Genomic DNA, 13,758 nt, shown 5'->3' on the forward strand with positions numbered 1-13,758 from the left:
GCATTGAGCCTAAAAATTCTGTTCTCTACTCTTTCTCATTCTTGAAAATGCAAGGCTCACTACTTCCTGAACGGTGTTCGCTTCCGAAGCTCTGGCTATGCCGTAATCAGCATGCACAGTACAGTTGAAACCGTTCAGTGAATGGATTTTATGGATTTCCGTCTGGGCTTTTTGTACGAGATCCATCAGGTCATTAAAGCCGGTGGTTGCTTTACAGATTGAGAACTGTGCACCGCTGGCTCTCGCGAGTATGAAGCTCGTTTTGAAAATGCTTCTCAGTATGTCTGCAACCTTACAGAGAAGTTCCTGAGATGCAGTATCACCATAATCCTCCTGGATGTCTGTGTACTCAGGAATATCCAGTACCACATGTATGTAATTTTCACGATTCTTATGATAGTTATCATGAAGCTCAAGGGAAGCCACCATAAGACCGCGCCCGTTCATAAGTCCTGTGACAGGATCCGTGAAGTTAAAGACACCTGAATCAGCAGAGTTCTGCTCGGTATCCACAAAGAATCCCATGAGACCTTGTATCTTACCTTTATTATACAGTGGATACTTGGTTACGGCTATACGATGGGACACACCATTTACTATATTTTGTCTTAAGGCTTCCTGAACAGTTTCACCCTTGTTGATTATGGCTTCATCGGTTTTTCTGGAGATGGAATTATCTATGTGCCATCCCAGCTCTTCGCTTGTTTTGCCGACTACCTGTTCGGCAGTAAGACCGTAGTATTCGTAAAATGCCTTACTTGCTCCGAGGAAACGGAGATTACGGTCCTTCCAGAAGAACTTGACGTCGCTCTTGTTAATGAGAACATCCCAGATGTTCTCTGTTACCACATGATGGGGTTCTGTATTTCCGGGATTGTTTCCTACAAGGTTCTCTATTACCTTCAAAACCGAAGGGTCATTTATTATGGCAGGTTTGCTGCTGACAAGAAGCTTATGGGAATTTGTTCCGCGGAAGGAGGTGACTGTAAATTCTGTCCACTCAAAGCTTCCGTCTATCTGCCGCATCCGGAACAGTGCCGAGAAATTGCCCCGGCGGTTGTTCTTTAAAAGGTTTCGTATATTTCCGATAGAAACGAACTCTTTCCATCTTTCATGCTCATTCGGATGAATGTACTGCATAACGTGCTCTGAGTAGTAGGAGCCGGTATCCTCTATAACATCCCCCACCTTTTCCGTCGGGATATTGCTGGCGATGATGGCACCGGTATGCTCTATCATATCCACATAGTGGATACTGTCATAGTTAAACATTATCTTTCTTGCGATGGTGTCAAGCTCCGAGGTGTGGACTCTGTCGTTATCGTAAACCAGACTGTCCATGGTGGTGTAAAGGATATATGTCTCATTGCTGGCGGCAATGACCCTGAATGACAGGCGGTAGTAATTGTTGTTTGCCAGGAAGGTCATGTACTCTTCCGAATTGTGCCTTTTTGCCTTGTAGGCCAGATCTCTGCATTTTCTGCCCTTTGGACTTTCAGGAAGATTCATGTCTTTTTCGAAAGCAGACAGATCCTCGTATCCGGCGGTCATAATGATATCTCTGAATTGTTCGTTGCAGTAGAGACCGGTGAAGGAATTACCGTCAGAAAGAAAGAGGGCCACAGGATTGTCGACGATGACATTGGCAAGACCGGCCTTATCATACATAACGGCGTTATGCCTTGCTTCCCACTGGATCTTTCTGGAGTCAAGATAGGCACATATCTCCTCACAGGGCATAGCCTTTCCGAAGAAATGGCCCTGTATCTTTTCACAGCCGATGCTTCTCAGGAAATTAAGGAGCTCATAGCTTTCCACTCCCTCTGCCAATGTATGAATGCCAAGCTTTTTGGCCATCTCTATCATCATGGTGACGATGGTCTTTGAGCGTTCATTGAAATTCTTGAAGAAAGCCATATCGATCTTTATCTGGTCGAACATGAAATCCTTCAGTACGTTAAGAGACGAATAACCGCTTCCGAAATCATCCATCCAGACCGAAAAGCCCTCGTCACGGAATCTGTCGATGGCTGTACTGATGATACCGTTGTCGCTAACCATGGCGGTTTCGGTAATTTCTATGTTGATGAGATTTTTTCTGATACCGTAACGGTTGACAATCTCGGTTATATAAGAAACGGAATCGCTGACAACAAAGTCGGCTCTTGAGATATTGACGGAAACCGGAACAACAGGAAGATCGTTATCCTGCCTTTCACGAAGAAGCCTGGCCACCTTCAGTACCACGTAGTTATCCAGTTTGTGGGTAAGTCTGCTTTGTTCCAGTATCTTGATGAAGTCTCCCGGCAAAAGCTGTCCGTATTTTGGATCCTTCCATCTTGACAGGGCTTCAAAACCGCACAATTCTCCCGTCAGTGTGCGGATGACAGGCTGAAGGTAGACCTGAATCCATCCTTTTGAGATGGCAGTATCCAGATTTTTGATAATGTATTCTTTTTTGGTGTTTTCATCCGCCAGCTTTTCATCAAACCATACAAAGCCGGAATCATAGCTGTCACGAAGGGTATCACAGGCTATACGGGCTCTGTCGCAGGCGATGTCAACAGAAAGACCGTCACTGTTAATGGCACAGATTCCCATACGTACAGGAAGGGTATGCCCGTTATTCATGTTCTGTATCTGTTTAATGATTCCGTCCAGCTCTATGTCTATGCCAACGGCTCTTGTGTAAACATAGTAGCGGTCCTCTCCGAAGCGGGAACAATGTTCATTTCCGAAGTGCTGCTTTAGGATATCCGCTATTCCGCAGAGAAGCCTGTCTCCCTCTTCCTGACCGTAGCTTGAATTGAAGCCCTTCATGTCCTTTAAATCCAGAGTGATGATGACTGCATGCCCGAATCTCTTAAGAAGATCCGGGATATCATTGGCAGCTTTTTCAAGAAATGACCCACGACAAAGAAGCCCCGTCAGTGAGTCATACTCCAGCTGCATGGGCATATTAAAGCTGTTGAAATTTCGATCTATATCATCAAGCTCAGTTATATCTACTGATTCTCTCATATATATATTTTCTCCAGGGGCCTGCCCGAATCGAGCCTGCCCGAATTCGTATATGACCCACCTGATAAGTTTGAAAGATCACTTTCAAACTTAAGCTCCTGAATTGTTTAAATGTTCCGTGAGCGTATTCTTTGTATTAAATATATCATGTCGAAAATCACAATAGTGTCACATATTTAATATCCTTTAAAAATCTGTGACAGTTTTGTGATGAAAGCTCTGATATAGTCTTCACATCAATTTTAGGGAAATGAAGGTCATGGAGGACGGTTATTATGAATTTATGGACTATTATTATGGATTTTACGGAAGTTCTGGTATCTGCAGGACTGGTGGCGGTTTTTATTGTAGGAGGCCTGATTCAGAGCATGAAGCTACAGGAGGAGCCTGCCAGAGTAGTAGTTAAAAAAGAATATAGAAATAATACAACACATTGAGGATGATATAAAAAAGAAACGGTGCGATACACAGAGTAAAGCACCGTTTCTTTTATAAGCTTTTTATTCTATTGATCAGGTTTTCTGCGAAAACCCTGTGGCCATCAGCAGACAGTTTACTGACAGCGTCACCCCACACATTACTGTGTAAATTGCAGCATCATCAGATGACTTCTGTTTTCTTTATGAAATGGTACAACAGCTCGACACAGTTCACCATGTCACGGACATCCACCACTTCATAGCTGTGCACATAGCGCATAGGTATCTGTATTCCGCCTGAACGGATACCGCCGTTAAGGGTCTGGATAAATGAAGCATCCGTGGCACCTGCCGCATAGGCCTCTATCTGGTAAGGAATATCATTCTCCCGGCAGATATCCTTCATTTCCTTTACAATCTTTCTGTCGGAAAGAAGTCCGTATATACCGGTTGTGGTTTTATCCATGATTTTAATGGAGGCTCCTTTACCAAGCTCATTTACCTGAAGTCCTGCAGAAACACTCGGAATATCAGTTCCCAGACTCATATCAAGGGCTATAGCCATGTCAGGTTTCAGATTTTTGGCTGCAACTATGGCACCTCGCGCACCTACCTCTTCCTGGGTGGTGAAAACAGCATAAAGGTCAGGAGTATCCTCCTCATCCTTAAGCATTTTGAGAACCTCTATGAGCATAAACACAAGGGCTCTGTCATCCATGGCCTTACCGCCTACCCTGTGTTTTCCAAGCTCTATAACAGGATAGTCGATGGAAACCGGGTCTCCCACCTGAATACCCATTTCCAGAACTTCTTCTCTTGAGTCGGCACCTACTTCGATGAAGAACTCTCCTGCCGATTTCGGCATCTCCGTACAGCGGTCAGGACGCCCGGGATGAAGTGAATTTATGATTCCGTCGATGTGTTCTCCTGATTCGGTACGAATGATAACGTGCTTACCGAAGAACTGCTGGGGAGCAATACCTCCAAGGGTCTCAACATAGAGGAAGCCATTTTCATTGATATAGCGAATGATGAGTCCTATCTCATCCATATGGGCCGCAATCATGAGCTTACCTGGACGGGTTCCCTTTTTGTAAGCGATAAGATTTCCCATGATATCGGTGGAAATACTGACACCGTAATCCTTTATCTCTTTTTCGATAAGCTCATAGACCTCGTCCTCCTGTCCGGATGGTCCGAAGGTTTCTGAAAGCGGTTTGATCAATTTTCTGAAATCTGATGCTATTTCTTCTTTTGAAAGTTTCATTTTTACCTCCAAGGGTCAGGCACGATCCGGATTCATCTGAGCTCGTATCTGACCCGCCAACAAAGTTTGAAAGTTCACTTTCCAACTTTGTCTCTCAATGGTCATGAACGAGCCGTATTCCTCCGAGCTTGTTTCTGCCCCGACTATTTAGTTTTAAAGTTCACTATTGAACTTTCCTTAAAGGCATATACCTAATTTGAGTTTACCTGAATGTGTATATAACCTTCAGATCATATGGAAAGTTCAGTTTTATATTTTCTGCGTGAGTCAGTGGTATCTGGGTAATAATATGAGATGTTTGACTCTGCAATAAGCTTATGGATGAAAATCATATTTGCTCAGCAGAAGCATGCAGCCCTGTGTCCCGGCACCCCCGGAACTTCTGTAAGTGTCGGAGCTGAATTCCTGCACTTCTCTTTGCAATGAGGGCACCTTGTATGGAAGCAGCATCCTGCCGGTGGATTTTCCGGAGAAGGAAGGTCTCCCGATATAAGCTGCTGTTCATCCTCAGGCATTTCCTTACCTATGGATGGGATACTGTCAAGCAGTATACGGGTATAGGGGTGCTTAGGGAAATTAAAGATGTCATCCCGGCTTCCTTCCTCAACAACATGACCAAGATACATGACCATTACCCGGTCTGCCACATGTCTCACTACACTTAAGTCATGGGAAATAAAGATGTATGAGACTCCAAGCTTTTTCTGAAGCTCCTTTAAAAGGTTTATGACCTTTGCCTGTATGGATACGTCCAGGGCAGACACCGGTTCATCACATAAGATAACATCAGGTTTTTCGATGATGGCTCTTGCAATGCCTATACGCTGTCTCTGTCCTCCCGAGAATTCATGGGGATAACGGCTAAGATAATCTCTGTTCAGTCCTACCATATCGCAGGCTTCCAGTACTTTCATCTCTCTTTCTGACTGTGTTCTGTAGGAACCTGAAATATCTATGGGCTCTGCTATTATGTCACGTACTGTCATACGCGGATTCAGGGCGGAATAAGGATCCTGAAAGATCATTTTTATCTTCTGTCTTGCGGATTTAAGCTCCTTTCCCGACAGATGTCCGAAGTCTTGTCCGTGGAGAGTGATGGAGCCTTCAGTGGGCTCGGTTATCCGGATGATGGATTTTGCCGTTGTGGATTTCCCGCAGCCGCTCTCTCCTACTATGGCGAGGGTCTCACCCGGATATAAGGATAAAGACACGTCATCAACTGCTTTTATGACTGTCTTTTTGGGGGACAAAAACCCATTACCGTAGGTATAGTATTTTTTCAGATGGGAGACCCTTAAGACAGGCTCTGTATTTTTTCTTTCGGATATAGTTGTTTCCATAAAGAAGTTACCTTTCTCTAAGATTAACAGTTTATTTCTTCTGTCTGCACTGTATGATACCGGGGCATTGTGCTGAAGCCCTGAAAAGCTTATTGAGTAATCCGTTATGATACTGAGGCACTATGCTGAAGTCCTGACCTGTCTTTATTGATGCAGCGTACAAGATGATCCGGATAGGCTTCATTCAGTATGGTAAGCTCAGGTCTCTGTCGTTTGCACTGCTCAGTGCAGTGTGCGCATCTTGTTGAGAAGAGACATCCTTCAGGAAGTTCGTAGAGCATAGGGACGGAACCCAGAATACTCAAAAGGGTGTCTGTATCCCTGTCCATTTTAGGGATGGCAGCTTCAAGACCTACAGTATAGGGATGTGAAGGCATGGAAAATATCGCTTTCTTATCAGCGATCTCAACTACCTGACCGGCATACATGACAGCCACTCTGTCAGACATCTGGGAAATGACACCCATGTCATGGCTGATAAAGATCACCGTAGTCTTTAATTCCTTTCTGAGCTTTTTGATGAGGTAAAGAATCTGAGCCTGTACCGTAACATCAAGAGCAGTTGTCGGCTCATCACATATAAGGAGTCTTGGCTTAAGGCACAGAGCCATGGCGATCATGATGCGCTGTCTCATTCCGCCTGACAGTCTTGAAGGGATGGAATCAAAGATCTTTTCAGGCATGGGGATGCCTACGGAACGGATCATTTCAAGAGCCTCAGAGGAAGCTTCCCTGCGGGATATTTTCCTGTGGGCAAGGATAGCCTCGGTAATCTGTTTTCCACAGGTCATGAGAGGATTAAGACTCGTCATGGGTTCCTGAAATATCATGGAGATGGCATTGCCCCTTATCTCCTGAAGCCGTTTCTTGCCTGCCGTTACGAGATTCTCTCCGTTAAAGAGTATATCTCCGGAGCTTATTTTTCCCGGTTTATCCACGAGCCCCATTATGGCTGAGGCCAGCATGCTCTTGCCGCAGCCGCTCTCTCCCACGACTCCGAGTATTTCACCCTCATTAAGATTCAGATTGATATGAGAAAGGACCGGAAGTACTCCTCTCTCCGTAAAGAGATCCACATTCAGATCCCTGATTTCAAGTATGTTTTTTTCTGTATTCTCGGACATAATTATTTCTCTTCTGTTTAATATTTTACTTATGAAGCTTAGGATCCAGTGCATCCCTGAGACCGTCTCCCAGCATATTGAAGGCCATAACGGAGGCTATGATGAAAAGTCCCGGGAAAAGGCTGTAGTAGGTATTGGTCCTGATGTAGGTCTGGGCTGATGCAATCATGGCTCCCCAGCTGGCAGTTGGACTCGGGACACCGAGACCCAGGAAACTGAGACTGGCTTCCGTAAGAATGGCTGAAGGGATGCCCAGAGTGTTTGTGATGATAAGCATGGGAATACAGTTAGGAAGCAGGTGCCTGAAGATGATGCGGGCACTGGAGCCTCCGTTAACTATGCAGGCCTGGATGTACTCCTGCTGCTTAAGGGTCATGACCTGACCGCGGATCAGTCTTGCTGTATTTGCCCAGCTCAAAAGGCCAAGAGACAGATAAAGGTTTATGAGACCTGAACCAAGCGCATACATAAGTGCCATGGCGAAGAGCAGGAATGGGATACTGCTGAAGACCTGGATGAGAAATGAAATCACGTCATCAGCTCTTTTTCCGAAGTACCCGGCTGAAACACCCATAAGGTAGCCTATCACTGAAGCAATGAGCTGGGAAATGATACCTACCGAAAGGGAAATTCTGCATCCGTAAATGCATCTTGTGAAGATGTCCCTTCCGAATTCATCGGTTCCGAATAAGTGGCCCTTCACTCCCGGTGAAAGAAGACGCTCTGACAGTACCTGTTTGTCAGGGTCGTATGCGGTAATAAGTGGTGCCGCTAAAGCAAGCAGGATAAGAATCACCAGTACTCCAAGAGAAATCATGGCTACTTTGTTCTTCCTGAATATGCGGAAGCTTTCGTAGTAGTAACCGTGAGGTCTGTCGTTTTTTACTATCTCTTTTCCGAAGGAATCAAGTTTAACAGTCATACTTTTTGTCATCGTAAACTCCAATCTTATTTATCACCAAGTCTTATATTCGGATTCACCACGGCATAAAGTACATCAACTATGAAATAGATGAGGACGCAGACAGTGGCAACATAGATAACACCGCCTTGAACGAGAGGTATGTCTCTTCTGTTTATGGCGTCGATAAGGAGCTTTCCGATTCCGGGTATATTGAAAACATTTTCAGTTATCATGGAACCGGTGAGAAGTGATCCTATATCCGCGCCTATGATGGTGATGACCGGAATAAGAGCATTACGGAAGATGTGAACCATGACGATACGGAAGGGGTTAAGCCCCTTAGCGTAGGCAGTACGGATAAAGTCCTGTCCCATTACCTCCATCATGGATGCTCTGGTGACTCTTGAGATGGATGCGGCATATCTGGTTCCGAGAGCTATGGCGGGAAGCACATATCCGATGGAGGTCTGTACGCCTGAAACCGGAAATATCTTAAATCTAAGACCGATGTAAATCTGGAGAAGTATGGCCACCCAGAAGGATGGAGCCGAGATGCCGAGAACGGAAATGCTCATGAGGAACCGGTCAAGAACGCTTCCGTGATATACGGCTGCTATGATTCCCATGAAGAGCCCGATCATCAGGGCAATGATGTAAGACATGGCCGCAAGATAGGAAGTATACTGAAATGCCTGAAGGATAAGGAAAAGAACAGGCTTTTTCTGGAAATAACTGCTTCCGAAATCCCCTCTTATAAGGTTTGTGATCCACTTTAGGTACTGCTGCCAGAGAGGCAGGTCAAGCCCCATATTGTGCCTTACCTCTTTTATTTTATTTGCGTCCGCGAAATCTCCCAGCATCATGGCCACAGGATCTCCGGGCAGGACATTGAGAATAAGAAAAGTGATGAGTGAGATGGAAAAAATGATGGAAACGGCAAGCAGTGCACGTTTCAGCACATAGCGCCACATAGATATTCCTCCGGAAATAGAATGATAAATATTAAGTTCTCCCGGGTTTGATTGATTTTAGTGCATTCAGATTCCTGAGGAACTGACATTTTATACCTTGAGGGAGACATAATTTAATCTACAAAAGATGCCGTTCGCAAATTACCCGAACGACATCTATTTGAGATATCAAAACTTATATGTTATTTTCGACCTTTATCAGCTCTGAGCCTTTGCGGCTGCATCTATATCCACATCGAAGAAGTGGTAGATGAGGTTTCCGACCTTATAGTTCTTTACATAAGGCTTTGCGATGAACTGGCTCTGCGGATAGTAAAGAGGGATACATGCATAGTCCTCAAGGGAAAGCAGTCTGTCGGCATCCTTGTAAAGCTCGGCGCGCTTTGCTTCGTCTGTCAGAACTCTTGCCTCATCAAGATCCTTGTCGAAGTCGGCATTGTTATAGAACACACCCTGGGCATCCGAATTCTTTGAGTAGAAGTAGTTATACATCTGGAAATCACCGTCAGGATAAAGGGCGTTCCATGTCATGCCTGTAACAGGAATCTTTCCTGCTGTTCTGTCTGAAGTCCATGTGGCATTGTCCACTACATTTAGGTTAAGGGTAATGCCTACCTCCTTAAGATAACCCTGAAGTGCGGCGAAAACGGTCTGGTCTGCCTGACGAACCTCGGCATCGATAGTGATTCCGTCACCGTAACCTGCATCCTGAAGCAGCTTTTTAGCCTCCTCGGGATCGTATGTATAAACCGAAAGTGAATCATCATGACCCGGGATGCTGTTGTTAAGGAAGCTTGTGGCAGGAATTCCTGCTCCGTTAAGGATGGTATCAACCAGCTCCTCACGGTTGATAGCCAGTGAGATAGCCTTTCTTACATTGATATCCTTAATGTAATCAGCCTTTAAGTTAAGAGAGATAAAGGCGGTTCCAAGTGGATGGTAAGCAGTGATTTCGTCACCGTGGCTTTCCTGATACTGGCTTAAGAGGGAAGCATTGAGATCGGCAAGATCGATGTCTCCGTTCTCGTAAGCAATGAGCTTTGTCTGGTCATCGTCGTAATAGATAAAGTCTATCTCATCAAGGTTCACATCACCGCCGTGGTAGTCCTCGTTCTTTACCAGAGTTACCTGTGTTGAATCGTCGTTTGACTCTATCTTGTAAGGACCTGTTCCTATAAGGTCTGTTCCGAAGCCCCACTTGTCTCCTGCTGCGCGGCATGCCTCCTCAGGGAAGATGTCAGCATAGGAAGTGGCTATGTTCTTTAAGAAAGGTGCAAATGCATAGTCAAGGGTGATTGTGAAATGATAATCATCCTGAATCTCGAAACCGCTGAGTTCGGTTGCCTTTCCATCCAGCATGTCCTGTGCGCCCTTGATCATCTTGAAGTAAGCTGTGGATTTTGCTCCTGTATCAGGGGTGAACATACGCTCGAAGGTGAACTTTACATCAGAAGCCTTAAGCTCTGCACCGTTTGTGAAGTGAACACCCTGCTTCAGTTCGAAGCTGTAGAGAAGACCATCCTCTGAAATCGTCGGGAAATCTGTAAGAAGAACAGGAACCTCTTCATTATCTTCTGTGAAACGGAGAAGAGATTCTGTGATTTCATCCGCGATGGATGCGGCTCTTGATGAAGTGGAGATCTGCATGTCGAGACCGTCTCCCGCATTGGCCTGGCCGAACTTAAGAACCTTGCGTTCTGTTTCTGCCGTATCATTTGCTGCAGCTTCCGTTGTTCCGTTTGCTTCTGATGATTCAGCTGTCTTTGATTCAGAGCCGGTTGTTTCGGCTGTGGAACTTCCGGAGCCTGAAGGTACATTTCCTGTTGTTGGTGCGCTGCAGGCACTGAGAGCTGATGTAGAAACAGCAAGTTGATACGACAGTATTTTTTTCAGGCTACAGAAGCCTGCTTGTTCTTATCACAAAAATCATTTCTCAACGGATATAGGATTTCTTATCATTCAGAATATGTTTTGGGTCCAGTGCGTCCTTAAGCCGGTTCATGAGGATTACAGCATTATCATCTGTTTCATTGAAGTAATATTTTCTCTTGGATAATCCGAGTCCGTGCTCCCCGGAGATCAGACCGCCCATCTTACGCACTTCACTGTATAGTTCCGTTAAGACCCTGTCGAGGACTTCCTCCCATTCCTTTTCCTCACGATTTCCGCGGACAACGCAGAGATGTACGTTACCGTCTCCTGCGTGACCAAAGCTTATGAGCCTTACACCTGTCTTCTGCTCCAAGGCATTGACATACTCCACAAAATCAGCAGTACGGTCAATGGGAACCACTATATCCAGAGGTTCCTGCTCAGAGACAGCTTCTACAGCATTGACCAAAGCTCCTCTTACGGCCCAGATTTCATTGGATTTTTCTTTGTCGTTTAAAACAACAAAGTCGATGGCACCGGTCTCTTTTGCAATCCCTGAACCGTTTTTTTCAGATGTCAGTCAGTTCATATCCATTTACTGTATGACTATCGGTGAAATTCGGAATTTCCAGTTTATCATTTTTTAAAGCATCATAAATCCGCTTTGATTCCTGAAGATTTGCGCGTATGCCCTCGCAGCACTTATGGAAGTGTTCCTTTTCTTCAGCTGACAGAGGAAGCTCGATCACTTCTTCTATACCGTTTCTGCCAATTACTGCCGGCACCCCTGCGAAAAGTCCGGACTCTCCATACTGTCCATCAAGCATACAGCTTGCGGGAACGATACTGTGCTTATCATTGCTTACTATATCCACAAGCCTTGCCGCAGTTGATGCAATGGCATATTCCGTGCAGAATTTACCGTTGTAGGTAGTCCAGCCGCCTTCACGTGCACTTTTTTCCATTTCATCCTGATCGAAACGAAAGCGTTCATCCAGAGCAGCTTTCACAGAAAGGGGAATTCCGTTGAAGCTTACGGTACTCCATGGTGCGATCTGCTCATTTCCATGCTCTCCTATCATATAAGCTGAGATGCTTCTCGTATCTATTCCGGTTTGCTGCTGAAGTCTTAACTTAAGTCTTGCAGTATCAAGTCCTGTTCCTGTACCGAAAACATGTCCCTTCGGCAGCTCCAGAAGATCGCTGAGCCATTTGGTTATGACATCACAGGGATTTGATATGTTTATGAGTATGCCATTGAAGCCGCTGTTTTTAAGTCTCCCGGCGTAGGAACTGATTGCCTTGATATTGAACTCCATCTCAGTAAGTCGTGTATGTGTTCCCTTGAGACTGAGGATGTCACCTACTGAGTTGATGATAATGTCTCTGTCCGACAGATCTTCTATCTCCCCCACCTGAATTCTGACCGGATGGGGAAGGAATTCGGTGCTGTCCAGCACATCCTGACGTTCAGACTGAACCTTTTTTAAATTGTCAGGCAGATCCACAAGAACAAAATCATCACCGAGTCCCTGAAGAGCAAGGGTGTAGAGTACATGTGCGCCTACGTGACCGATTCCGATAATACCGATTTTTAATTTACTCATTTTATTACCTCCCTAAGATGATATATTAAGTCTCACTTCTTCAGCTTTGTGTGTATGTCCTGAAGCCTGTTAAGGGCATCCTTCAGAGTCTCGTCCTTCTTTGCAAAGTGGAATCTTATCAGATGATTCACAGGCTCATGGAAGAAGCTTGAGCCGGGAACAGCACCTACTCCAACTTTTTCCGCAAGGTCATAGCAGAACTGAAGATCGCTGTCGTAGCCCCATTCCGAAATGTCAGCCATCACGTAGTAAGCACCCTCCGGCCGCTGGAATCTGAGGCCTGCTTCGGCAAGTCCATCACAGAAAAGCTCACGCTTGTGGGTGTACTTTTCCTGAAGCTTATCATAGTACTCCTGTGGGAACCTGAGACCTGTAACTACCGCTTCCTGCAGAGGTGCCGCAGCACCCACAGTCAGGAAGTCATGGACCTTACGTATGCGGTCTGTGATTTCAGGAGGTGCTATGGTATATCCCAGTCTCCATCCGGTGATGGAATAGGTCTTTGAGAGAGAACCGGTCACGATGGTGCGTTCTTTCATGCCCGGAAGAGCTGCCATATAGACCATTTTGTTCGGTGCGTAAATGATATGTTCATATACTTCATCAGTTACAACATAGGCATCGTAACGCTTGATGATATCTGCAATGGTCTGCATTTCTTCAAGGCTAAAAACCTTTCCGGAGGGATTTGAGGGATTACAGAGAACAAGCGCTTTTGCGCCGTCTTTAAATGCCTGCTCCAGTACTTCAGGGTCGAAATTGAACTCAGGGGGAACCAGAGGGATATAGATAGGCTCGGCTCCTGAAAGTATGGTGTCCGCACCGTAATTCTCATAGAAGGGCGAGAATATGGCCACCTTATCTCCCGGGTTACAAATAGTCATCATGGCTGCCATCATGGCCTCTGTGCCTCCGCAGGTGATGACCACTTCAGAGTCCGGATCTATAGGTATCCCCATATAATGTGACTCCTTTTCGGCCAGTGCTTCTCTTGTGTTCTGTGCTCCCCAGGTGATGGAATACTGATGGAAATCCTCATGGGAGACCTGCTGAAGACGCTCCAGTATCTCTTTGGGAGGTTCAAAATCAGGAAAGCCCTGAGATAGATTTACTGCTCCGAATCTGTTGGATACTCTGGTCATTCTGCGGATGACGGAATCTGTGAAATTTGCGGTTCTTAAAGATAAAGGTTTCATGATGATGTGCCTCCTGAATTTGAAAGATCATTGCAGA

General features: G+C 45.4%; 12 protein-coding genes. 2 read left to right on the plus strand and 10 right to left on the minus strand.

The features are described from left to right. Positions 1–9: 9 nt before the first annotated feature. Positions 10–3,021, minus strand: coding sequence for an EAL domain-containing protein (locus T515_RS16355; RefSeq protein ID WP_051671385.1), 3,012 nt, complete (start codon positions 3,019–3,021; stop codon positions 10–12). Positions 3,022–3,296: 275 nt separating this feature from the next. On the opposite strand from T515_RS16355, the gene T515_RS17545 reads away from it, so the two are divergent. Beyond that, positions 3,297–3,458, plus strand: coding sequence for a hypothetical protein (locus T515_RS17545; protein ID WP_197026387.1), 162 nt, complete (start codon positions 3,297–3,299; stop codon positions 3,456–3,458). Between the two features lie 163 nt (positions 3,459–3,621). On the opposite strand, the gene T515_RS03310 is transcribed toward T515_RS17545, so the two are convergent. From T515_RS03310 to T515_RS03335, 6 genes are all read right to left on the minus strand, one after another. Then, positions 3,622–4,707, minus strand: a complete 1,086-nt coding sequence (locus T515_RS03310) for a M42 family metallopeptidase (protein WP_036607536.1) — start codon at positions 4,705–4,707, stop codon at positions 3,622–3,624. Positions 4,708–5,045: 338 nt separating this feature from the next. After that, on the minus strand, positions 5,046–6,047 hold the full coding sequence (locus T515_RS03315; protein ID WP_036607538.1) for an ABC transporter ATP-binding protein: 1,002 nt from the start codon (positions 6,045–6,047) through the stop codon (positions 5,046–5,048). Between the two features lie 104 nt (positions 6,048–6,151). Then, positions 6,152–7,171 (minus strand): ABC transporter ATP-binding protein, encoded by a 1,020-nt coding sequence (locus T515_RS03320; RefSeq protein WP_036607540.1) that lies wholly within the window; start codon positions 7,169–7,171, stop codon positions 6,152–6,154. 25 nt (positions 7,172–7,196) lie between these two features. After that, complete coding sequence (locus T515_RS03325; protein WP_242839316.1) at positions 7,197–8,105, minus strand: ABC transporter permease; 909 nt, start codon at positions 8,103–8,105, stop codon at positions 7,197–7,199. 14 nt (positions 8,106–8,119) lie between these two features. Continuing rightward, positions 8,120–9,046 carry an ABC transporter permease gene (locus T515_RS03330; protein ID WP_036607541.1) on the minus strand — a complete coding sequence of 309 codons (927 nt, stop codon included), beginning with the start codon at positions 9,044–9,046 and terminating at the stop codon, positions 8,120–8,122. Between the two features lie 198 nt (positions 9,047–9,244). Further along, complete coding sequence (locus T515_RS03335) at positions 9,245–10,693, minus strand: ABC transporter substrate-binding protein (protein ID WP_051671386.1); 1,449 nt, start codon at positions 10,691–10,693, stop codon at positions 9,245–9,247. Here T515_RS03335 and T515_RS17325 point away from each other — a divergent pair. Beyond that, entirely contained in the window at positions 10,692–10,919 is a 228-nt protein-coding gene (locus tag T515_RS17325; RefSeq protein WP_036607543.1) for a hypothetical protein, read from the plus strand. The genes T515_RS03335 and T515_RS17325 overlap by 2 nt on opposite strands. A gap of 60 nt (positions 10,920–10,979) precedes the next feature. On the opposite strand, the gene T515_RS03345 is transcribed toward T515_RS17325, so the two are convergent. From T515_RS03345 to T515_RS03355, 3 genes are read right to left on the minus strand one after another with little or no spacing between them, the layout of a single operon-like run. Beyond that, positions 10,980–11,498, minus strand: coding sequence for an FAD-binding oxidoreductase (locus tag T515_RS03345; RefSeq protein ID WP_081832643.1), 519 nt, complete (start codon positions 11,496–11,498; stop codon positions 10,980–10,982). After that, positions 11,488–12,525 (minus strand): lactate/malate family dehydrogenase, encoded by a 1,038-nt coding sequence (locus T515_RS03350; RefSeq protein WP_081832644.1) that lies wholly within the window; start codon positions 12,523–12,525, stop codon positions 11,488–11,490. The genes T515_RS03345 and T515_RS03350 overlap by 11 nt, the downstream gene beginning before the upstream one ends. A 32-nt stretch (positions 12,526–12,557) precedes the next feature. After that, the gene (locus T515_RS03355; RefSeq protein ID WP_036607545.1) at positions 12,558–13,721 is read right to left on the minus strand and encodes a pyridoxal phosphate-dependent aminotransferase; all 1,164 of its coding nucleotides are present in this window, start codon (positions 13,719–13,721) and stop codon (positions 12,558–12,560) included. Positions 13,722–13,758 lie beyond the last annotated feature (37 nt).

The organism is Oribacterium sp. P6A1 (genome assembly GCF_000702885.1).
In the GTDB taxonomy this organism is placed as follows: Bacteria; Bacillota; Clostridia; order Lachnospirales; family Lachnospiraceae; genus Oribacterium.